Below are 21,886 nucleotides of genomic sequence, written 5' to 3'. Positions count from 1 at the left end.
CCTGCTCTCCCTCACGGCCCGCGCGTGGGTGGCGTGCGGCAGGCTGGAGGCATGTGCGGACGCTATGCCTCCTTCCGGGACGCGCAGGATCTCGCGGACGAGTTCGCGATCGCGGACGTGGCCGACGACGCGCGGCTCCTGCCGCCGTCGTGGAACCTCGCGCCGACGGACCCCGTGCGGATCGTCGTCGAGCGCGCGGCCAAGGACACGGGCGAGGTCCGGCGCTCGCTGCGCCTCGCGCGCTGGGGCCTCGTGCCGTCGTGGTCCAAGGACCCCAAGGGCGGCGCGCGCATGATCAACGCGCGCGCGGAGTCGATCCTCGACAAGCCGGCGTTCGCCAAGCCGTTCGGCGTCCGTCGCTGCCTCGTGCCCGCGGACGGCTACTACGAGTGGCGCGTCCTGCCCGACGGCGCGTCCCCGGCCGGGTCCGCGGGCGCGCCCGCGCGCCGGGGCAAGGTGCCCAAGCAGCCGTACTGGATCGCGCCGGGCGACGGCGAGAGCGCCGCGTTCGCCGGGCTCTACGAGTTCTGGCGCGACCGGACCAAGGCGGACGACGACCCCGACCGCTGGCTCGTCTCGACGACGATCATCACGACGGACGCGGCGCCGTACCTCGCCGAGATCCACGACCGGATGCCGCTCGCCCTGCCCGCCGACGCGTGGGACGCGTGGCTCGACCCGGCGGTCGACGCTCGCGGGGCGGCCGACCTGCTCGGGCTCGGCGGCCCGCACGACGACGTCCCGATGGTCGCGCGCGAGATCTCGACCCTGGTCAACTCCGTGACCAACGACGGGCCCGGCCTGCTCGAGGCCGTCTGACCCGCTCGCTGCGCCGGCAGGCCGTCAGCCGCGGTAGGCCCACTGGAGGCGCACGGGCTCGATCGTGCCGAGCCCCTGCACCTCGGTCTCGGGCTGCGCCGTGAGCGCGAAGCGCTGGTCGCCCGCGAGCAGGCCGGCGGTGTCGCGGTCGACGAGGACCGTCGTCGGCTCGGCGATGTCCACCAGGCGGGCGGCGAGGTTGACGCTCGGACCGAACACGTCGCCGAACCGCGAGAGCACCCGGCCCCACACGAGGCTCACGCGGACGGGCGGGACGTCGACGTCCTCCTCCCGTCCGCCGGCCTCGGCGAGGCCGAGCGCGACGCGCGCCCCGGTGGCGACGTCGTCGGCGACGTAGAGCACCGCGTCGCCGATCGTCTTGACGACGCGACCTCCCGCGGCAGTGATGACGTCGCGCGCGCTCGTCTCGAAGAGCTGGACGAACTCCGCGAGCTCGCTCGACCCCAGCCCGCGCGTGCGCTGCGTGAAGGAGACGATGTCCGCGAACCCGACCGCGCGCGGGAGCGGGAGCTCGTGCTCGTCGACCGCGGTCGCGCGCGCGTCCGAGAACTCGACCGCGAACCTCCCGGCGACCGCCGCGAGCTGGCGGCGCCAGGCGTGCAGGAGCTGCTCCTCGAGGACGGGCGCGAGCTCGGGCAGCCGGTCGAGGACGAGCAGGCGCGCGCTCGTGTCGTCGAGGTCGAACCGGCGCGTCAGGTGCTCGACGAGCGCCTCGACCTGCCAGAGCACGAGCCGCTCGGTCGTGTGCCCGGTGGAGCGGATGAGGGTCGTCAGCGCGCGCTCGTCGAGCCGCTCCGTCTCGGCGAAGGCGAACACGTCCGCGAGCGCCTGCGCGTCCTTCTCGGTGAACGCGTGCTCCTCGCCCTCGGTGAGCGGCAGGCCCAGCGCCTGCCAGTAGGCGCGGACCCGGTCCTCGCCGACGCCGGCGCGCTCGGCGAGCCGCTCGACGGTGAGGGTGCGGGGGCCGCCCAGCAGCGCCTCGTCGAGCACCGCCTCCGTCGCCTCGGTGTCCGGGGCGGGCTCGCCGCCCTCCCCGCCGTTCGGGGACGGGGCGGTGGCGACGGGCTCGTTCTGCTCAGGGTCCACGGGCACCCGGCGATCCTATTCCTCGGCCCGGGCGAGCTCGGCGTTCGCGCGCGAGATCGGCGGTGGCGCGCGAGATCGGCGGTCGTGACCGCCGATGTCGTCCCGGACCGCCGATCTCGGACGCAGGCCGTCACTCGTGCGGGCGCAGGTGGTGGACGTCGCCGCTGTGGTGGACGCTCGTCGTCCCGTCGTCCTCGCGCACCACCAGGCCGCCGTCGGGCGCGAGCCCGGTCGCGAGCCCGACGACGTCGCCGCCCCCGACGCGCTCGACGCGCACGCGCGTCCCGAGCGTGGCGCTCACCTCGGCGCAGTCGGCGTCGAGCCCGGCCGCACGGGCGTCGCCCCCGGCGTCCTGCCAGCGCAGCAGGACCTCGCCGAACGCCTCGTGGAGGGCGACGAGCACGACCTCCCGGTCGGTCGTCGCCGCCCCCGCCAGAGCGAGCGAGGTGGCCGTGGGCACGGGCAGCTCGTCGCGCTCCTGGGAGACGTTGAGCCCGACGCCGACGACGACGCCGCCGTCGGGCAGCACCTCCGCGAGGATGCCGGCGACCTTGCGCAGCGGCGCCTGGTCGCCGCCCTCCGCCGACGCGACGTCCAGCGACCCCGGCGCGACGCCCGGGTCCGGCACGAGCACGTCGTTCGGCCACTTGACGACGGCGTCGACCCCGGCGGTCGCACGCAGGGCGCGGGCGGTGGCGAGCCCGGCGAGGAGCGGGAGCCAGCTGAGCGCGTCGCGCGGCACCTCGGGGCGCAGGAGGAGCGAGCCGAGCAGCGCGGCGCGCGGCGGCGTCGTCCACGGGCGCCCCAGCCGGCCGCGGCCTCCGGGCTGGTGCTCGGCGACGAGGAGCGCCGGCGCCGGCCAGGCACCCGGGTCGGCGGCGACCGCACGGGCGAGCTCGGCGTTCGTCGAGGCCGACTCGGGGACGACCTCGAGCCGGGCGAGCGGCCCCGCGGGCGCCACGAGCAGCTCCCGCAGGAACTCCGCCCGCAGCGGGGGCCGCCCCCCGCCGTCGGGCCCGGTCTCGTCCTCGCGCGCGCTCGCCATGCCCGTCATCCTCCCGCACGCGACCGTCCGGCACGAGGTCGGCGCGGGCGGCCCGGGCGCCCGGCGGCACCGCCCGGGCGCCCGCGTCGGGTTTGTCGACACCCACCAAGACCCGACCCGGCCGTGCTGGTGTCGCCCGCATCGAGTTGGCGCCACCCGCCAACTAGGCTCGGGTCCGTGACGGACTCTGCGACCACCTCGCCCGCGACGCCCGAGGCACCCCCGACAACGCCCGACGCGCCCCACCTCGTGGGCACCGCGGCCAAGCTCGCCGACCTCGACCGTCGCCGCGCCGAGGCGACCGAGGTGCCCGAGGAGGCGGCGCGGACCAAGCAGCACGCGCGCGGCAAGAAGACGGCGCGCGAGCGCATCGAGGCGCTGCTCGACGAGGGCAGCTTCGTCGAGCTCGACGCCTTCGCCAAGCACCGCTCGCACAACTTCGGGCTCGAGAAGAAGCGCCTGGCGGGCGACGGCGTCGTCGTCGGCCACGGCACGATCGACGGCCGCCAGGTGTGCGTGTACTCCCAGGACTTCACCGTGTTCGGCGGGAGCCTCGGCGAGGTGCACGGCCAGAAGATCACCAAGGTGCAGGACCTCGCGCTGCGCACGGGCGTGCCGCTGATCGGCATCTCCGACGGCGGCGGCGCGCGCATCCAGGAGGGCGTCGCGGCGCTCACGCAGTTCGCGGAGATCTTCCGCCGCAACGTCGCGTCGTCGGGCGTGATCCCGCAGATCTCGCTCATCCTCGGCCCGAGCGCGGGCGGCGCGGTGTACTCCCCCGCCCTGACGGACTTCATCGTCATGGCGGACAAGACGTCCAACATGTTCATCACCGGACCGGACGTGATCCGCGCGGTGACGGGCGAGGACGTGGGCTTCGAGGAGCTCGGCGGCGGCCTGACGCACAACGAGAAGTCCGGCGTCGCGCACTACCTCGGCGCCGACGAGGACGACGCGATCGACTACGTGCGCCACCTCGTGTCCTACCTGCCGCAGAACAACCTCTCGGACGCACCGTCGTTCCCGCCCGACGACGTCGAGCTCGACGTCACGGAGGACGACCTCGAGCTCGACGCGCTCGTGCCCGACTCGGACTCGCAGCCGTACGACATGCGCACGGTGATCGAGCACGTGCTCGACGAGGGCGCGTTCCTCGAGGTGCAGCCGCTGTTCGCGAAGAACGTGCTGGTCGGGTTCGGGCACGTCGAGGGCCAGTCGGTCGGCGTCGTCGCGAACCAGCCGCTCGCGATGGCGGGCACGCTCGACATCGACGCCGCGGAGAAGGCGGCCCGGTTCGTGCGCACGTGCGACGCGTTCAACATCCCCGTGCTCACGCTCGTCGACGTCCCGGGCTTCCTGCCGGGCGTCGACCAGGAGCACCAGGGCATCATCCGCCGCGGCGCGAAGCTCATCTACGCGTACGCCGAGGCCACGGTCCCGCTCGTCACCGTCATCACGCGCAAGGCGTACGGCGGGGCGTACATCGTCATGGGCTCCAAGCAGCTCGGCGCCGACGTCAACCTCGCGTGGCCGACGGCGCAGGTCGCCGTCATGGGCGCGGGCGGTGCGGTGAACATCCTCCAGCGGGCGGCGCTCAAGCGCGCGGCGGACGCGGGCGACGACGTCGAGGCGGAGCGCGCCCGGCTCGTCGCCGAGTACGAGGACGCGATCGTCAACCCCTGGGACGCCGCCGAGCGCGGGTACGTCGACGCGGTCATCCGTCCGTCGGAGACGCGCGTGCAGGTCGTGCGCGCGCTGCGGGCGCTGCGCACCAAGCGCGCGACCCTGCCGCCCAAGAAGCACGGCAACATCCCGCTGTGACCGCGAGCGAGCACCAGCGCCCGACGAACCTCGCGAGGAAGGACCACGCATGAGCCACGACGACGCCACGCACGGACCCGTGCCGCTCGGGTCGGTGGACCCGGCGCCGCTGCACGCCGCGGTCGACGCGCTCACGGCGGCGCTGCACGAGTACGTCGAGACGGCCGTCGGGGTGCGGGCCGAGTTCGGCGCGTCCGAGGCCGACGAGGACCCGCGCGTCCTCGCGCTCGAGGGCCGCATCGGGGCGCTCAACGCCCGGCTGTTCGACGAGCTGCACGGTGCGCTCGGCATCCACGCCGACCTCACGACGTCGGTGTGGGACCCGGGCGCCGACGACGAGGTCGACGACGACGCCTCGCCGGCCGACGTGCAGGACGACACCTTCACCCTCGACTACGTCGTCATGACGCACCCCGGCGGGCCGGACCTCGACGACGTCGTCGGGCTCCTGGACCGGTGGGGCCACGAGGCGCGCCAGCGGCTCGTCGAGGCGGGCTACGCCGTCCCCGAGTGGGGCGTGGGGCGCGGGGCTGACGACGACCACGACCACGACGAGGACGACGAGTGAGCACGCCGCGGCCCGACGCCCCGAGCGTCCGCGTCGTGCGCGGCACGCCCGACGAGCTGGAGGTCGCCGCGCTCGTCGCCGGCCTCGCCGCAGCCGCCGCCGCGAGCGGGCTGCCGGACGACGTCGCGCCCGTCGACGAGTGGACCAACCGGGCGCGCGGGCTGCGCGGGACCGGGGACGGCGCGACCGCGAAGAGCTTCGGCGGGCGTTCCGGCCGGCACAACGCCGACTCGTGGCGCTGGAGCCTGCGGTCGTGACCGCGCCGAGCGCGTCGCCCCGCGTGCGCCGCCTGCCTGAGCGGGGCGTGCTCGTCGAGCTCCCCGCCTCCGCCGACGAGGTCGAGGCGGACCCCACCGGCCTCCCGGCGGTGGAGCCCGTGCCGGGCTGGCGTCGCTGGGCCTGGGCCGTGGCGTTCGTGCCGACCGTCGCGCTGCTCGTCTACCAGCGCCTCGCGTCGGGCCGCGGCTGGCCCGTGCCGGACGCCGTCGTGGTGGTAGCGACGCTGGGGCTCCTCGTCACAGCCCTGCTCGCGCTCGTGCGCTACCAGGACGACCGGGTGGTGGCGGGGCTCGCCCGCGGCCGCGACGCGCTGCTCGCCGCACCGGTCCGGGCGACCGGGACGCTCGTGCTCCCCGGTGCCGGTGCCGTGGACTCGGCCACGGGCACCGCCGAGGGCACGGCTGCCGGCGGTGCGCCGGCCTCGGCGACGAGCACCGGGACGGCGGGTCCCTCGGTCGTGCGGGCGACGCTGGTCGTGACCACCGCGTCCGGCGCGAGGACCGCACGCCCGGCGCGCGTCGTCGTGCCCGACGGCACCGCGGGCCCGCGCCCGGGCGACCCGGTCGCCGTCTGGCACGCCGCGGACGACACGGACGCGACGGGCGTGCTCCTGGTGCGCTACCACCGCGCCTGGGCGGACGACCTCGCGGCGGCGCTGCTGGCCCTGGCCGACGACGCTCTCCCCGAGGCCCCGGCCACGGACCCCGCCGAGGACGACCGCGGCGAGAACCCGGAGAATCCGGCAGACCCGCGACCGGCCGCCGAGTAGTCTCGTCCGGGTGAGCGACACCACCACCACACCCGCCGGCGCATCCGCCGGGACCCCCGACCGCACACCCACGCCGATCGACGCCGTCGCCGAGGCCTACGTCACGCGGATCGCCGAGCTCGACCCGATCGCCGCGACCGCGATGGGGCTGTCCGGCTACGACCACCTCGTCTCCGACCTCTCGCCCGCCGGGCACGACGCGCGGGCCGACGCCGACCGCGCGGTGCTGCGCGAGCTCGAGGGCCTGGAGCCGGTCGACGACGTCGACCGGGTCACCCTCGCGGCGATGCGCGAGCGCATCGGCCTCCAGCTCGAGCTGCACGAGGCGGGCGAGCCGCTCGCGAGCCTCAACAACATCGCGTCGCCCGTGCAGGAGCTGCGCGACGTCTTCGACATCATGCCGACCGGCACGGTCGAGGCGTGGGAGAACATCGCCTCGCGCCTCAACGCCCTCCCCACCGCGATCGACGGGTACATGGCGTCGCTCACGGAGGCGGCCTCCCGCGGCAACGTCGCCGCGATCCGCCAGGTGCGGATCGGCGTGCAGCAGTCGCGCGAGCTCGCGGACGCGAAGAGCTCGTTCTTCACGACGTTCGTCGCCGGCCCCGAGGCCGAGGCCGTGCTCGACGACTCCTCGGCGTGCTCCCTCGTGCGCAAGGAGCTCGAGCACGGTGCCGCCGCGGCGCGCGAGGCCTACGGGCGCCTCGCGGACTTCCTCGAGACGACGCTCGCCCCGCAGGCCCCCGAGCAGGACGCGGTGGGCCGCGAGCGCTACGCGCTCTTCTCCCGCACGTTCCTCGGCGCCGAGGTCGACCTGGACGAGACGTACGCGTGGGGGCTCGAGGAGCTCGCGCGCGTCGTCGCCGAGCAGGAGGAGATCGCGGCCCGCATCGCCGGGCCGGGCGCGACCGTCGAGGATGCCGTCGCCGCGCTCGACGCCGACCCGACCCGCACGCTGCACGGGACCGACGCCCTGAAGTCGTGGATGCAGGAGACGTCGGACGCCGCGATCACCGCTCTCAACGGGGTCCACTTCGACATCCCGACGCCGGTGCTCGACCTCGAGTGCATGATCGCGCCGACCCAGACGGGCGGGATCTACTACACACCGCCGAGCGACGACTTCTCCCGGCCGGGCCGCATGTGGTGGTCGGTGCCGTCGGACGTCACGGAGTTCAACACGTGGCGCGAGAAGACGACGGTCTACCACGAGGGCGTCCCCGGCCACCACCTGCAGTGCGGCCAGGCCGTGTACGCGCGCGCGACGCTCAACACGTGGCGCCGGCTCGCGTGCTGGGTCTCGGGCCACGGCGAGGGCTGGGCCCTGTACGCGGAGCGCCTCATGGCGGACCTCGGGTTCCTCGACGACGACGGCGACCGCCTCGGGATGCTGGACGCGCAGCGCATGCGCGCGGCGCGCGTCGTGCTCGACATCGGGGTGCACCTCGGCCTGCCCGCGCCCGAGCAGTGGGGCGGCGGGACCTGGGACGCGGACAAGGCGCTCACGTTCCTGCGCGCGAACGTCAACATGCCCGACTCGTTCGTGCGGTTCGAGCTCGACCGCTACCTCGGCTGGCCGGGCCAGGCGCCGTCGTACAAGGTCGGGCAGCGCCTGTGGGAGGCCACGCGCGACGACGCGCGCGCGGCGGCCACCGCCCGCGGCGAGGAGTTCGACGCCAAGGCCTTCCACGCACGCGCGCTGAACCTCGGCTCGGTGGGCCTGGACGTGCTGCGCGACGCGCTCTCCTCGTGACCCGGTCGTCGGCACGGCCCGGGACGGCCTCGCGCCGGCCCGGGCCGACCGGCGTCGGTCCCGCCCCGAGGACCTGACGCGTGGGCGCCGTCCTCACCGGTTTCGCCATCATCGCCGTGGTCGTCGCGGCCGGGTACGTCACCGCGCGCCTCGGCATCGGCGGCCCCGACGCCAGGACGGCGCTCAACCGCATCGGGTTCTTCGTCGCGAGCCCCGCGCTGCTGTTCACTGTCCTCGCGCGGGCCGACGTCGGCGCGCTCTTCCAGGCGCCGCTCGCCGTCGCGGCGACGGCGGCCGTCGTCACCGCGGGCGTGTTCGTGCTCGTCGACCGGCTGTGGCTCCGGCTCCCCGCCCCCGAGGCGACCATCGGGGCCGTCGGCTCCGGCTACGTGAACGCGAACAACATCGGCCTGCCCGTCGCGGTGTACGTGCTCGGCGACGCGACCGCCGTCGTGCCGGTGATCCTGCTCCAGCTCCTCGTGCTCGCGCCCGTCGCGCTGCTCGTCCTCGACGCGACCACGAGCGGGCGGCTGTCCTGGCGTTTCGTCCTCGCCCAGCCGGTGCGCAACCCGATCATCCTCGGCTCGCTCGCGGGCGCCCTCGTCTCCGTGACCGGCTGGACGCCGCCCGTGGCGGTCATGGCGCCGCTCGACATCCTCGGCGGCGCCGCGATCCCCATGATCCTGCTCGCGTTCGGCATGTCGCTGCACGGCACCAGGCCGCTGCGGCGCGGCGAGCCCCGCGCGGCCGTCGGCGTCGCGAGCGTCGCGAAGCTCCTCGTCATGCCCGTCGTGGCGTTCGTCGTCGCCCGGCTGCTCGGGCTCGACGACGCCGCGGTCGCCTCCGCCGTCACGCTCGCCGCGCTGCCCACCGCCCAGAACGTCTACAACTATGCGGCGCGGTTCGGGCGGGGCGAGATCCTCGCGCGCGACACGATCCTCGTGACGACGCTCGGCTCGCCCGTCGTGCTGCTCGTCGCGGCGCTCCTGGTCGCGTAGCGGGACCGTCGTGCGCCCGGCCCGGCCGGTAGCGCAGGTGCCCGCCGGGTAGTCTGCGCGGGTGCTCCGACTCGTGCTGGCCTCCCGCTCCCCCGCCCGCCTCGCGACGCTGCGCGCGGCCGGCGTCGAACCCCTCGTGCGCGTCTCAGGCGTCGACGAGGACGCGGTCCTGCGGGCGGCCGCCGCGGAGCGCGGCGGGCTCGACCCCGTGGACGCCGTGCTCGTCCTCGCCCGCGCGAAGGCGGAGGAGATCGTGCGCACGCTCGCCGAGGACCGGTCCGGAGCGCCGATCGACGACCCCGCCCTGCTCGTCGGCTGCGACTCGATGCTCGAGCTCGACGGCGAGGTGCTCGGCAAGCCCGCCGACGCCGACGACGCCCGCGCCCGCTGGCGCGCGATGCGCGGCCGGGCCGGCGTCCTGCACACCGGCCACTGGCTCGTCGACCTGCGCGCGCTGCCCGACGGCGGGACGGGCACCGCGACGGGGGCCACGAGCTCGACGACCGTGCACTTCGCCGACCTCACCGACGACGAGATCGACGCGTACGTCGCCACGGGCGAGCCGCTGCACGTCGCGGGCGCGTTCACGGTCGACGGCCTCGGCGGGCCCTACGTCGAGCGCATCGAGGGCGACCACCACGGCGTCGTCGGGATCAGCCTCCCGCTGCTGCGCGCGCTGCTCCGGGAGACCGGGGTCGCCTGGCACGAGCTGCGCTCCTGAGACCGGACGGCCGGCGTCCGTCGTCCGCGCTCCTTGTGGGTGCCGGACAACCCCACGGGACGAGCGAGGCCCAGGAGCGCGCCGCTATGGAGGTTTCCTCCAACCGCCCCGCATGCGCCTTGGCATGTTCTCCAATCTTGTCCGGTACCCGGCCCGGGAGCGTGATCGGCGCGGCGCGCACGCGTTACCGTGAGCCGTGCCCGCGAACCCCACCCGCCCCCTGAGCAAGGTCCTCGTCGCCAACCGTGGCGAGATCGCCGTCCGGATCGTCCGCGCCTGCGCCGACGCCGGCATCGCGTCCGTCGCGGTCTACGCCGACCCCGACCGGCAGGCGCCGCACGTGCACCTCGCCGACGAGGCCTTCGCGCTCGGCGGCTCCCGGGCGGCCGAGACCTACCTCGACATCGCGAAGCTGCTCGACGTCGCGCGCCGCTCCGGCGCGGACGCGGTGCACCCCGGGTACGGCTTCCTCGCGGAGAACGCGGAGTTCGCCCAGGCCGTGCTGGACGCGGGCCTCGTCTGGATCGGCCCGCCGCCGGCCGCGATCGACGCGCTCGGCGACAAGGTGAGCGCGCGCCACATCGCGCAGCGCGCCGGCGCCCCGCTGGTCCCCGGCACGCCCGACCCGGTCGCCGACGCGAGCGAGGTGCACGCGTTCGCCGCCGAGCACGGCCTGCCCATCGCGATCAAGGCGGCGTTCGGCGGCGGCGGTCGCGGGCTCAAGGTCGCGCGCACGGCGGACGAGATCGACGAGCTCTACGAGTCCGCCGTCCGCGAGGCCACCGCGGCGTTCGGTCGCGGCGAGTGCTTCGTCGAGCGCTACCTCGACACCCCCCGGCACGTGGAGACCCAGTGCCTCGCGGACGAGCACGGCACCGTCGTCGTCGTCTCGACGCGCGACTGCTCCCTCCAGCGCCGCCACCAGAAGCTCGTCGAGGAGGCTCCCGCGCCCTACCTCAGCGCTGCCCAGGAGGCCGAGCTGTACAAGGCGTCCGAGGCGATCCTGCGCGAGGCCGGCTACGTCGGCGCGGGCACGTGCGAGTTCCTCGTCGGCGCCGACGGCACCATCTCCTTCCTCGAGGTCAACACGCGCCTCCAGGTCGAGCACCCCGTGTCCGAGGAGGTCACCGGCATCGACCTCGTCCGGGAGCAGCTGCGCATCGCCGCGGGTGAGCCGCTGGGCTACACGTCGACGCAGGTGCGCGGCCACTCGATCGAGTTCCGCATCAACGGCGAGGACCCCGCCGCGAACTTCCTTCCCGCCCCCGGCCGCATCACGCGCCTGCGCTTCCCGTCCGGCCCCGGCGTGCGCGTCGACTCCGGCGTCGCCGAGGGCGACACGATCTCCGGCGCGTTCGACTCCATGATCGCCAAGGTCATCGTCACGGGCGCCACGCGCGAGCAGGCCGTCCAGCGGGCCCGCCGCGCGCTGCGCGAGCTCGAGGTCGAGGGCATCCCGACCGTCGTGCCGTTCCACCGCGCCGTGCTCGACGCCGAGGCGTTCGTCCCCACGGACGACGAGCCGTTCCGGGTGCACACCCGCTGGATCGAGACCGAGTTCGCCGACCAGCTCGCCGCGCTCGCGCCTGCGCCGGCCGCGTCCACCGACGAGGACGAAGAGCCCCTCGCGACCGAGCGCGTCGTCGTGGAGGTGGGCGGCAAGCGCCTCGAGGTCGTCCTCCCGGCCGGCCTCGGCATGGCGGCGGGCCGCGCCCGCACCGCCAACGCCGCCCGCCGACCCGCCCGCCGCAGCGCCGCGAAGGCGAACGGCGGCGCCTCCGGCACCACGCTCGCCTCCCCCATGCAGGGCACGATCGTCAAGGTCGCCGTCGCCGACGGCACCCAGGTCGCCGAGGGCGACCTCGTCGTCGTGCTCGAGGCCATGAAGATGGAGCAGCCCCTCCTCGCCCACCGTGCCGGCACCGTCCGCTCGCTCTCCGCCACCGCCGGCGCGAGCGTCAGCTCCGGCACGGCCATCTGCGAGATCGTCGACTGACCCTCCGCACCACCGTCGGGCTCTGTGCACGACCTGCGAGGTCGGGGCGCCGGGCTGGGCCGGTTTCGCGACCCGCGTGGTCGGGTTGGGTGGCCCGGGTCGGCCCACGTCGTGCAGCCCCTTGCCCGACGACCGTCGCGCCCGCCGCGCTGTCGGCGCACCACGCTCGTGGGTCGTTCGACGAGCCCGCGCTCGCCCTGGCCGTCGGGCTTCCGGCCGCCCGGCGCATGACGGCGAGGCGTACAGCACTGGTCCACGCCGGCCCCCGCCCGGACCGAACGGGACGCCGGACCGGGCCGAGGTTCGTGCGGTGACGGGCAGGACGAGCGGTGGGGTCGGACCGTGTGCGAAGGACGTCAGAGGCGCGCTCGCAGAACTGCCGCCCGACGGACCGAGGTGACGGCGCGCCAGTCCGAGCACACGGTCCGACCTCACCGCGGACCAGACCCTGCGGGCCGTAGACCCGACCCCGACCGCGACGAGGCGAGTGCTAGTCGTGCTGGGCCGCGGCACGGATCGCGCGGCGACCGGAGGGCAGGGCGACGGCGACGGTGATGACGAGGAACATGAGGATCCCGGAGACGACGAGGAGCGACTCCACGGTGAAGCGGTCGGCGAGCGGGCCGAAGACGACCATGCCGAGCGGCATCGAGACGGCCATGACGATGCCGACGAAGCCGAAGACGCGACCCTGACGCTCGGGCTCGACGGTCTCCTGGAGGACGGTCATGGAGGTCGTCGAGAACGGCGGGACGGACAGGCCGAGCAGGAACATGAAGACGAAGAAGACCCACATGTTGGTGGAGAGGCCCATCGCGACGGACAGCACGCCGAACACGAACGTCGAGCCGACGATCATGGCGATGCGGTTCTTGAGCCCGCCCCAGGTCGCCAGGAGCACGCCGCCGAGCAGCATCCCGACGGAGAAGGCGACCTCGTTCACGGTGAGCTTCCAGACCTCCTCGCCGAAGGTCCGCGCGACCATGAGCGGGGTGAGATAGGACGGCGCGACGATGAGCAGGAACACCACGGCGTAGAGGCCGAGGACCCAGCGCACGAACGGGTGGGATCCGAGATAGCGGAAGCCCTCCACGAGGTCGTCGAAGTACCCCGCCCGCTCCCCTGCGGCGGCGTGCGCGAGCGTCGGGACGGGGACGAGCAGGAGCAGCCCGATCCCGACCACGGCGGTGACGACGTCGATGAAGAACACGGAGACGATGGACGTGCTGGCGTAGACGGCCGCCGCGACCGCCGGTGCGAGGAGCATCATCGCGGACTGGATCGACTGGTTGATCCCGTTGACGCGCAGCAGCTTGCTGGTCGGGACGATCTGCGGGAGCAGGGCCGCGACGGCGGGGGTCTGGATCCCGGCGCCCGTGGAGCGGATCGCGAGGGCGGCGTAGATGAGCCAGAGGTCGTCCGCGCCGCCGAGCATGAGCAGCGCGAGCGCGAGGGTCGTCACGGCGATCGTGCCGTCGGCGGCGATGACGAGCGCCTTGCGGTTCACGCGGTCCGCCCACACGCCGCCGAAGATCGAGACGACCGCCTGCGGCAGGAACCCGAAGAGCGTGCTCAGCGCGAGCACGGCACCGGACTTCGTCTCGATCGTCAGGTGCCACATGACGGCGTACTGCACGAGCATCGAGCCGAAGAGGGAGACCGTCTGCCCGGAGAGGAAGATCGCGGTGTCCCGCCGCCACCGGGGCTTGGCGAGCGTGTCGTCGACGGGGGCGTCGGGCTCCGCGCCGTCCGAGACGTCGGCGGTGGGGGCGTCGGTGTTCTCGTACGGCGTATGGCTCACCCGCACATCCTGACGGCCGCCACCCACACGGTCCACGGAATTCGCCGTCGGCGGACGGTCAGTCGGCCGCGGGCACCTCTCCGGCGTGGGCGACGTGCCCGAGCTGGCGCCACACGAGCGCGAGCGTGACGCCCGCGCCGACGAACGCGAACCAGAACGGGGCGGTGATCCCCCACGTCTGGGCGAGGATGCCGCCCAGCGCCTGCCCGACGACGCTGCCGCCGAACACGCAGACCATGTAGACCGAGCCGACGCGACCCTGGAACTCCGTCGGGACGGCGCGCTGGCGGATCGTGTTGGACACGGTGCCCCACACGAACGCGTACGCCCCGAACACGACCATGATCGCGAGCGCGACCCAGCCGGTCGTGGTGAGCGCGAGCGCGAGGTGCATGACGACCTCGAGCGAGAGGCACACGCGCATGATCGTCGAGAGCCGCAGGTGGCGCTCGAGCCACCCGAACGACGCGATGCCGATCACTCCCCCGACGGCCGAGGCCGTCGTGAGGAGGCCGAAACCGACCTCGCCCATGTCGAGGTGGTCCAGCGCGTACTTGACGAGGACGCCCCACGGTGCCGCCCAGGTGACGTTGAAGGCCAGGATGACGAGGGCGAGCGTGCGGACCGGCGCGTTCCCGAGGATCCACCGCACACCCTCGGCGATGTCCTGGCGCACGTGCGTCTGCGTCTCGCGCACCCCACCGGGCTGCATCGTGATGCGGCCCACGAGCACGACGGCGAGTGCGACGCACACGACCTGGACGACGAACGGCCAGACCGTCCCGAGCGCGAACAGGAACGCACCGATGGGCGGACCGAGGAGCTGGTTCGCGGTGAGGAACCCGGCCTGCAGCCGAGCGTTGCCGGTGCCGAGGTCGCGTGGTTCGACGAGCATCGGGAGCAGCGTCTGGGACGCCGAGTCGGCGAACACCTCGGCGACCCCGTAGAGGAACGTCACGGCGAGCACGACGCCGATGCTCACGTGCCCGGTCGCGATCACCACGCACAGTGCGACGACGACGAGCGCCCGCAGCGCGTTCGCGACCATGACGACGACGCGCCGGTCGAGGCGGTCGGCCAGCGCCCCGGCCCAGAGGCCGAACAGGAGCCAGGGCAGCTGCTGCAGGAGCGCCGCGAGCGCGACGAGGAACGCGGAGTCGGTCTGGGACGCGACGAGCAGGGGCGCGGCCGCCAGGGCGATCCCGTCGCCGACGTTGCTGGTCCACGACGACGACAGCAACCAGCGGAAGCCGGTGCCCATGCGCCGGGGCACGACGATCTCTCCGAGCCTGCTCACAAGCGGACCAGCGTACGCCGCCGTACCGTCCACCCGAGCAACCTTTTCCGGTCGGCCGCGTGGGGCGCGGCGCCGAGCGTCGCCCGGGCCTGGCAGCATGGCCCCCGTGACCATCCCCACCGCGCCGCGCGACCCCGGCGAGCCGCCCCCGCGGCTCCCCCGCCACCTGCAGCCGGGCGACGGCTGGGTGGAGTGCGAGTGCGGGAGGCGGCACTGGGGACTGTTCGGCGCGGCCGGGCTGCTGCTCGCGCGGCGCGACGGCGCAGGCCGGCTGACCGACGTCGTGCTCCAGCACCGCGCCCCGTGGTCCGACCAGGGCGGGACGTGGGGAGTGCCGGGCGGCGCCGTCGGGCCTGACGAGACGCCCGCCCAGGGAGCCCTGCGCGAGGCGGAGGAGGAGGCGGGCATCGACCCCGCGCACGTGCGCGTCGTGGGCGAACGCGTGCTCGACCACGGCCCGTGGCGCTACACGACCGTCCTCGCGGAGGTCGCGGACGGCGCGACCGTCGAGGCGCGCGCGACCGACGCCGAGAGCGTCGAGGTCCGGTGGGTCCCGGTCGACGACGTCGCGGGGCTCGACCTGCTGCCCGCCTTCGCCGACGCGTGGCCGACCCTGCGCGCGACGCTCGAGCAGCGGTCACCCGGGGCCTGACGGCCCGCGCGCTCGGGACCTTCGTCACCGATCCGCGCGGGACCCGCCCCGGGACCGGTCCGGCGACGGCGTGCCGGGGCACGATGGCGTCGTGCCCGAGGACACGTCGACCACCTATCGCGCGCTCGCGTCGTCGAGCCGGCTGACCCTGCTGCACGCCCTCCAGGAGCGCGGCCCGATGACGGTCGCCGACCTCTCGCGCGAGGCGGAGCTGTGTCCGAGCGCGACGCGCGAGCACCTCCAACGGCTCGCGGACGCGGGGTTCGTGCGCAGCGCCCCGGAGGTCCGCACCACGCGCGGGCGCCCGCGCATCCTCTACGAGGCCATCGCGGGCGAGGACCCGCCCCGGGACGACGGCGCGGCGCGCCGTCTCGGCGAGTCGCTCGTCCGGGCCGCGCTGACCCGCGCGGTGCTGGGGGACCACGGGCCCGGGCACGACGGCCGAGGGTACGACGCCGCGCAGGGCACGGGCGACGACCTCACCGGGACCGCGCGCGCGGCAGGGCGACGGCTCGTGGACGTGCTCCGCGCCTCCGGCCACGACAGTCCCGAGCCCACGCCCGAGAACCAGCTCGCCGCGCTCGACGACCACCTGCACCAGCTCGGGCTCGACCCCGAGCTCGAGGAGGACCGGCTGCGGTTCCACCTCTACCGGTGCCCGTTCCTCGCGCTCGCCGCCGAGCGCGAGGACGTGGTCTGCGCCGTCCACCTCGGCCTCGTCCAGGGCGTGCTCGCGGGCGTCGGGGGCCCCGTCCGGGCGGAAGCGCTGCTCCCGTTCGTCGAGCCGCACCACTGCGTGCTGCAGCTCTCGCGCGCGAGCTGATTTTTCACGGTCCGCGGCCCGCCGCGGCTCCCGGCCGGCGGGTCATGCTGACGGCGCACCGGGTACGGACCCGGCGTCACGACGACGGTGGTCGTGACCTGCGACGACGGGAGGACGACATGACCGCCCCAGCCACCACCAGGCCCCCCTCGCTGCTGCGGGCGGTGCGGACGCCGTCGACCGTGGACCTGGCGACGTGGGACCCTGAGGACGAGTCCCGCTGGGACCGCCGGTTCGCGTGGCGCACGCTGTGGATCACGACGTACAACCTCACGCTCGCGTTCTGCGCGTGGTACCTCGTGAGCGCGGTCGCACCCCGGCTCAACGACGTCGGCTTCGACCTCACGACGGCGCAGCTCTACTGGCTCACGGCCGTCCCCGGCCTGGCGGGCGGGCTGTTCCGCATGGTCTACATGTTCCTGCCGCCCGTCGTCGGCACCCGCACGCTCGTGGGCGGCACGGCGACGCTCATCCTGCTGCCGATGCTCGGCTGGACGTTCGCGGTCCGGGACGCGAGCACGCCCTACTCGGTGCTCCTGCTCCTCGCGGTCGCCGCGGGCATCGGCGGCGGCGCGTTCTCGGGTTTCATGCCCTCGACGAGCTACTTCTTCCCCAAGCGCATGGCGGGGACGGCGCTCGGCCTCCAGGCCGGGATCGGCAACTTCGGCGTGAGCCTCATCCAGTTCCTCACGCCGTGGGTCGTGGGCTTCGGCCTCCTGGGCACGGCGGTGCTCACGCCCCAGCAGACGGCGACCGGCAGCCACCTGTGGCTGCACAACGCCGGGCTCGTGCTCGTGCCGTGGGCCGTGCTCGGGGCGGTGCTCGCCGGCCTCTACCTGCGCCGCGTCCCGGTGAGCGCGAACCTCCGCGAGCAGCTCGACATCTTCGGCAACAAGCACACGTGGATCATGACGGCGATCTACCTCATGACCTTCGGGGCGTTCAGCGGCTTCGCGGCGCAGCTCGGCCTGCTCATCGTCGCGCAGTACGGCGGGTTCGAGAACGCGCCCGACCCGCTGCGCTACGCGTTCCTCGGCCCCCTGCTCGGGTCGGCCGCGCGCGCCGGGTTCGGGCCGCTGTGCGACCGGTTCGGCGGCGCGGTCTGGACACTCGTCGCCGGGATCGGCATGACCGTCTCGACCGTGTTCTCGCTCTTCTTCCTCGACCCGCACGACGTCGGCCAGTTTGGCTGGTTCCTCGCCGGGATGCTCGCGGTGTTCACCTTCGCGGGCATCGGCAACGCCGGGACGTTCAAGCAGATGCCGATGATCTTCCCGCGCCGCCAGGCGGGCGGGGTGATCGGCTGGACCGCCTCGATCGCCGCGTTCGGCCCGTTCCTCGTCGGCATCGGCCTCTCGCTCGTCCCCGCGCGGTCGTTCTTCGTCGGGTGCGCCGTGTTCTTCGCCGTGTGCACGTGGCTGACGTGGCACTACTACGCCCGGCCGGGCGCCCCGAACCCCTCCTGACCGAGCCGACGACGTCGCCCCCGCCGCCGATCCTGACAAGTCGACCCTGAGAACCGAGGAGCTGTCGTGCCCCCACTCGACGAGCGCACCCCCCGCGACCCGGCGGACGCCCTGCTGCGGCTGGGCAGCCGCCTGCGACGCGGGCAGGTGTCGGACGACCTGCGGCAGGTGTTCCTGACCGGCGGGCGCCAGGGCGACGTGTTCTACCGCGACCGCTGGTCCCACGACAAGGTCGTGCGCTCCACCCACGGCGTGAACTGCACCGGGTCCTGCTCCTGGAAGGTCTACGTCAAGGACGGCATCATCACCTGGGAGACCCAGCAGACCGACTACCCCTCCGTCGGCCCCGACTCCCCCGAGTACGAACCCCGCGGCTGCCCCCGCGGCGCCGCGTTCTCCTGGTACACCTACTCCCCCACCCGCGTGCGCTACCCCTACGTCCGCGGCACCCTGCTCGACCTGTACCGGCAGGCGAAGGACGACGTGGGCGGGGACCCGGTGCTCGCGTGGGGGAAGGTCACCTCCGACCCCGACGCGGCCCGCGCCTACAAGAGCGCGCGCGGCAAGGGCGGGCTCGTGCGCGCGACCTGGGACGAGGCCGCCGAGATCGTCGCCGCCGCCCACGTGCACACCATCAAGACCTACGGCCCCGACCGCGTCGCCGGCTTCTCCCCGATCCCGGCGATGTCGATGGTGTCGCACGGGGTGGGGTCGCGGTTCGTCCAGCTCCTGGGCGGGAGCATGCTGTCGTTCTACGACTGGTACGCCGACCTGCCCGTCGCCTCCCCGCAGGTGTTCGGCGACCAGACGGACGTCCCCGAGTCCGCCGACTGGTGGAACTCCACCTACTGCATCATGTGGGGCTCCAACGTCCCGGTCACCCGCACCCCCGACGCCCACTTCATGACCGAGGCCCGCTACCGCGGGCAGAAGGTCATCGTGGTGTCCCCCGACTACGCGGACAACACCAAGTTCGCCGACGAGTGGCTCGCCCCGCACCCCGGCACCGACGGCGCCCTCGCCCAGGCCATGGGGCACGTCATCCTCAGCGAGTTCCACGTGCGCGACCGCGCGCCCCGGTTCCTCGACTACATGGCGCGGTTCACCGACGCGCCGTACCTCGTGACGCTCGAGCGGCGCGGCGACGCGTACGTGCCGGGGCGCTTCCTCACGGCGGACCGGCTCGCGGGCACGCCCGCGGCCGACCAGGCCGGCACCGCGAACGCGGCGTCGAAGACGGTGATCCTGTCCCGCGCGGGCGACGTCGTCGTCCCCAACGGGTCGCTCGGCCACCGCTACGGCGACCCCGGGCGGTGGAACCTCGACCTCGAGGGCGTCGAGCCGGCGCTCTCGGTCGCGGACCTGACGGGCGGGACGTCGGACGGGCCGGTCTCCGTCGACCTCCCGCGCTTCGACCTCGCCCCCGAGGAGGGCGCCGAGCACCAGGGCGGCGCGGGCTCGGTGCGGCGCGGCGTGCCGACGCACCGCGTGGGCGAGCACCTCGTCACGACGGTCTACGACCTGCTGCTCGCGCAGTACGGCGTGGACCGCCCCGACCTGGAGCTGCCGGGCGAGTGGCCGACGGGCTACGACGACCCCGCGACCCCGGGCACCCCCGCCTGGCAGGAGGAGATCACCGGCGTGCCCGCCGCCGCGGCGGCGCGCATCGGGCGGGAGTTCGCGCAGAACGCGCTCGACTCGGGCGGCCGGTCGATGATCATCATGGGCGCAGGCACCAACCACTGGTTCCACTCCGACACGATCTACCGCACGTTCCTCGCCCTCGTGACCATGACCGGCTGCCAGGGCGTGAACGGCGGCGGGTGGGCGCACTACGTGGGGCAGGAGAAGGTCCGCCCGATCACCGGCTTCCAGCAGTACGCCAACGCGCTCGACTGGGTCCGGCCTCCGCGCCTCATGATCAGCACGGCGTTCTGGTACCTCGCGACGGACCAGTGGCGCTACGACGGCCTGCCCGCGGACGCGCTCGCGTCCTCGCTGGCCACCGGGAAGTTCTCGGGCCGCACGACGGCGGACACGCTGGTGGAGTCCGTCCGTCGCGGCTGGACGCCGAGCTACCCGACGTTCGACCGCAACCCCCTCGACCTGGTGGACCAGGCGGAGGCGGCGGGCAAGGACCCGGTGCGCCACGTCGTCGACCAGCTCTCCTCCGGCGAGCTCGACTACGCGTGCGCCGATCCCGACGACCCGGCGAACTTCCCGCGCGTCCTCACCGTCTGGCGCGCGAACCTGCTCGGGTCGTCGGGCAAGGGCAACGAGTACTTCCTCAAGCACCTGCTCGGGACCGACGCCGCGGTGCGCGCCCCCGAGTCCGGGCCGGACCGCCGACCGCGGGACATCGCGTGGCACGACGAGGCGCCCCGGGGGAAGCTCGACCTGCTCGTCACCGCCGACTTCCGGATGACGTCGACGACGCTGTTCTCCGACGTCGTGCTGCCGGCCGCGACCTGGTACGAGAAGCACGACCTGTCCTCGACGGACATGCACCCGTTCGTGCACTCGTTCAACCCGGCGATCAGTCCCCCGTGGCAGACGCGCACGGACTTCGACATCTTCCACACGATCGCCCGGCGCATCTCGGAGATGTCGGTGACGCACCTGGGCGTGCGCAAGGACGTCGTGGCCGTCCCCCTCGCGCACGACACGCCCGACGCCATGGCCACGCCCCACGGCGAGGTCCTGCCGCAGGACGAGCTCGTGCCCGGGGTGACCATGTCGAAGCTCGTCGTCGTCGAGCGCGACTACCCGGCGTTCGCCGACCGGCTCGCCGCCCTGGGCCCGCTCACCCAGAAGGTGGGCATGGTCACCAAGGGCGTCGCGTTCGACCCGACGCCGGAGGTCGAGCGACTCGCCGTCGCGAACGGCGTCGTCGCCGACGGACCGACGGCGGGGCGCCCGCGCCTGGACCGGGACACCCACGTGTGCGAGATGATCCTCGCGCTCTCGGGGACGACGAACGGCCGGCTCGCGGTGCAGGGGTTCGAGGACCTGGAGCGTCGCACCGGGCGGCGCCTGGCCGACCTCGCGCGGGACGAGCAGGGCAAGCGGATCACATTCCCGGACGTGCAGTCGCGCCCGACGGCGGTCATCACCTCTCCCGAGTGGTCCGGCTCCGAGCACGGCGGACGGCGCTACAGCGCGTTCGTCATCAACGTGGAGCGGCTCAAGCCGTGGCACACGCTCACCGGCCGTCAGCACTTCTTCCTCGACCACGACTGGATGACCGAGCTCGGCGAGCAGCTCCCCGTCTACCGACCGCCGCTCGACATGCACCGTCTCTTCGGCGACTCGCGCGTCGGCGACACGTCCCCGACGGGGGCACAGGGGTCGGAGGGCTACGCGGAGGTCGCGGTGCGGTACCTGACCCCGCACTCGAAGTGGTCGATCCACTCGGAGTACCAGGACAACCTCTTCATGCTGTCGCTCTCGCGCGGCGGCCCCACGATCTGGATGAGCCCGCAGGACGCGGAGAAGATCGGCGTCGCGGACAACGACTGGATCGAGTCCTACAACCGCAACGGCGTCGTGGTCGCGCGCGCCGTCGTCTCGCACCGCATGCCCGAGGGCACGGTCTTCATGTACCACGCGAAGGACCGGACCGTGGACGTGCCGCGGTCGGAGACGTCCGGGCTGCGGGGCGGCATCCACAACTCCCTGACCCGCGTGCTGCTCAAGCCGACCCACCTCATCGGCGGCTACGCGCAGCTCTCGTACGGCTTCAACTACATCGGCCCGACGGGCAACCAGCGTGACGAGGTCACGGTGATCCGTCGTCGTTCTCAGGAGGTGACCTACTGATGAAGGTCATGGCGCAGATGTCGATGGTGATGAACCTGGACAAGTGCATCGGGTGTCACACGTGCTCGGTCACGTGCAAGCAGGCCTGGACGAACCGCACCGGGGTCGAGTACGTGTGGTTCAACAACGTCGAGACCCGCCCCGGCCTGGGG

General features: G+C 74.0%; 17 protein-coding genes and 1 pseudogene. 14 read left to right on the top strand and 4 right to left on the bottom strand.

The features are described 5' to 3' along the window. The first annotated feature begins 51 nt into the window (after nucleotides 1-51). A complete protein-coding gene (locus tag FB00_RS16660) occupies nucleotides 52-819 on the top strand; it encodes an SOS response-associated peptidase (RefSeq protein ID WP_047234035.1) in 768 nt (255 codons plus the stop codon). A gap of 24 nt (nucleotides 820-843) precedes the next feature. On the opposite strand, the gene FB00_RS16655 is transcribed toward FB00_RS16660, so the two are convergent. Together FB00_RS16655 and FB00_RS16650 are read right to left on the bottom strand one after the other, a co-directional pair. Then, the gene (locus tag FB00_RS16655) at nucleotides 844-1,932 is read right to left on the bottom strand and encodes an adenylate/guanylate cyclase domain-containing protein (protein ID WP_047234034.1); all 1,089 of its coding nucleotides are present in this window, start codon (nucleotides 1,930-1,932) and stop codon (nucleotides 844-846) included. 124 nt (nucleotides 1,933-2,056) lie between these two features. Then, a complete protein-coding gene (locus tag FB00_RS16650; protein WP_047234033.1) occupies nucleotides 2,057-2,971 on the bottom strand; it encodes a biotin--[acetyl-CoA-carboxylase] ligase in 915 nt (304 codons plus the stop codon). Nucleotides 2,972-3,148: 177 nt separating this feature from the next. On the opposite strand from FB00_RS16650, the gene FB00_RS16645 reads away from it, so the two are divergent. The 8 genes from FB00_RS16645 (at nucleotide 3,149) to FB00_RS16610 (ending at nucleotide 11,876) form a co-directional block, all read left to right on the top strand. Continuing rightward, entirely contained in the window at nucleotides 3,149-4,792 is a 1,644-nt protein-coding gene (locus tag FB00_RS16645; protein WP_082141427.1) for an acyl-CoA carboxylase subunit beta, read from the top strand. Nucleotides 4,793-4,841: 49 nt separating this feature from the next. After that, the gene (locus tag FB00_RS16640) at nucleotides 4,842-5,360 is read left to right on the top strand and encodes a hypothetical protein (protein WP_047234032.1); all 519 of its coding nucleotides are present in this window, start codon (nucleotides 4,842-4,844) and stop codon (nucleotides 5,358-5,360) included. Beyond that, on the top strand, nucleotides 5,357-5,617 hold the full coding sequence (locus FB00_RS16635) for an acyl-CoA carboxylase epsilon subunit (RefSeq protein WP_047234031.1): 261 nt from the start codon (nucleotides 5,357-5,359) through the stop codon (nucleotides 5,615-5,617). Before FB00_RS16640 ends, FB00_RS16635 begins: the two co-directional genes overlap by 4 nt. After that, nucleotides 5,614-6,408, top strand: a complete 795-nt coding sequence (locus tag FB00_RS16630) for a hypothetical protein (RefSeq protein ID WP_156186434.1) — start codon at nucleotides 5,614-5,616, stop codon at nucleotides 6,406-6,408. Before FB00_RS16635 ends, FB00_RS16630 begins: the two co-directional genes overlap by 4 nt. Nucleotides 6,409-6,418: 10 nt before the next feature. Next, complete coding sequence (locus FB00_RS16625; protein ID WP_047234029.1) at nucleotides 6,419-8,161, top strand: DUF885 domain-containing protein; 1,743 nt, start codon at nucleotides 6,419-6,421, stop codon at nucleotides 8,159-8,161. A gap of 80 nt (nucleotides 8,162-8,241) precedes the next feature. Then, a complete protein-coding gene (locus tag FB00_RS16620; RefSeq protein WP_047234028.1) occupies nucleotides 8,242-9,159 on the top strand; it encodes an AEC family transporter in 918 nt (305 codons plus the stop codon). 61 nt (nucleotides 9,160-9,220) lie between these two features. Then, nucleotides 9,221-9,880 carry a Maf family protein gene (locus FB00_RS16615; RefSeq protein WP_047234027.1) on the top strand — a complete coding sequence of 220 codons (660 nt, stop codon included), beginning with the start codon at nucleotides 9,221-9,223 and terminating at the stop codon, nucleotides 9,878-9,880. A 220-nt stretch (nucleotides 9,881-10,100) separates the two neighbouring features. Continuing rightward, on the top strand, nucleotides 10,101-11,876 hold the full coding sequence (locus FB00_RS16610) for an acetyl/propionyl/methylcrotonyl-CoA carboxylase subunit alpha (protein ID WP_047234051.1): 1,776 nt from the start codon (nucleotides 10,101-10,103) through the stop codon (nucleotides 11,874-11,876). Between the two features lie 490 nt (nucleotides 11,877-12,366). Here FB00_RS16610 and FB00_RS16605 read toward each other — a convergent pair whose 3' ends face one another. Both FB00_RS16605 and FB00_RS16600 read right to left on the bottom strand, forming a co-directional pair. Next, on the bottom strand, nucleotides 12,367-13,677 hold the full coding sequence (locus tag FB00_RS16605; RefSeq protein WP_052877738.1) for an MFS transporter: 1,311 nt from the start codon (nucleotides 13,675-13,677) through the stop codon (nucleotides 12,367-12,369). Nucleotides 13,678-13,735: 58 nt separating this feature from the next. Then, nucleotides 13,736-14,938, bottom strand: coding sequence for an MFS transporter (locus FB00_RS16600; RefSeq protein WP_047234026.1), 1,203 nt, complete (start codon nucleotides 14,936-14,938; stop codon nucleotides 13,736-13,738). A gap of 133 nt (nucleotides 14,939-15,071) precedes the next feature. Here FB00_RS16600 and FB00_RS16595 point away from each other — a divergent pair, with 133 nt between their 5' ends. The 5 genes and pseudogenes from FB00_RS16595 to FB00_RS22145 form a co-directional block, all read left to right on the top strand. Beyond that, nucleotides 15,072-15,626 carry an NUDIX hydrolase gene (locus tag FB00_RS16595; RefSeq protein ID WP_082141426.1) on the top strand — a complete coding sequence of 185 codons (555 nt, stop codon included), beginning with the start codon at nucleotides 15,072-15,074 and terminating at the stop codon, nucleotides 15,624-15,626. Between the two features lie 91 nt (nucleotides 15,627-15,717). Then, nucleotides 15,718-16,449: a helix-turn-helix transcriptional regulator gene (locus FB00_RS16590; protein ID WP_047234025.1), complete on the top strand. Its 732-nt coding sequence runs from the start codon at nucleotides 15,718-15,720 to the stop codon at nucleotides 16,447-16,449. A gap of 119 nt (nucleotides 16,450-16,568) precedes the next feature. Beyond that, nucleotides 16,569-17,915: an MFS transporter gene (locus tag FB00_RS16585; protein WP_231581907.1), complete on the top strand. Its 1,347-nt coding sequence runs from the start codon at nucleotides 16,569-16,571 to the stop codon at nucleotides 17,913-17,915. 66 nt (nucleotides 17,916-17,981) lie between these two features. After that, entirely contained in the window at nucleotides 17,982-21,734 is a 3,753-nt protein-coding gene (locus tag FB00_RS16580; RefSeq protein WP_047234024.1) for a nitrate reductase subunit alpha, read from the top strand. After that, nucleotides 21,734-21,886: pseudogene (locus FB00_RS22145) on the top strand (respiratory nitrate reductase subunit beta); the annotation flags it as partial. The gene FB00_RS16580 and the pseudogene FB00_RS22145, both read left to right, overlap by 1 nt.

The organism is Cellulosimicrobium funkei, from assembly GCF_001019615.1.
Taxonomy (GTDB): domain Bacteria; phylum Actinomycetota; class Actinomycetes; order Actinomycetales; family Cellulomonadaceae; genus Cellulosimicrobium; species Cellulosimicrobium cellulans_E.
This window is presented reverse-complemented; position numbering and strand designations above follow the sequence as displayed.

Excerpts from the sequence above, each read along its gene's own strand:
- FB00_RS16600 (WP_047234026.1), bottom strand. The coding sequence starts at position 14,938 with ATGGGCACCGGCTTCCGCTGGTTGCTGTCGTCGTCGTGGACCAGCAAC.
- FB00_RS16640 (WP_047234032.1), top strand. The coding sequence starts at position 4,842 with ATGAGCCACGACGACGCCACGCACGGACCCGTGCCGCTCGGGTCGGTG.
- FB00_RS16585 (WP_231581907.1), top strand. The coding sequence starts at position 16,569 with ATGACCGCCCCAGCCACCACCAGGCCCCCCTCGCTGCTGCGGGCGGTG.
- FB00_RS16595 (WP_082141426.1), top strand. The coding sequence starts at position 15,072 with ATGGCCCCCGTGACCATCCCCACCGCGCCGCGCGACCCCGGCGAGCCG.
- FB00_RS16650 (WP_047234033.1), bottom strand. The coding sequence starts at position 2,971 with ATGGCGAGCGCGCGCGAGGACGAGACCGGGCCCGACGGCGGGGGGCGG.
- FB00_RS16660 (WP_047234035.1), top strand. The coding sequence starts at position 52 with ATGTGCGGACGCTATGCCTCCTTCCGGGACGCGCAGGATCTCGCGGAC.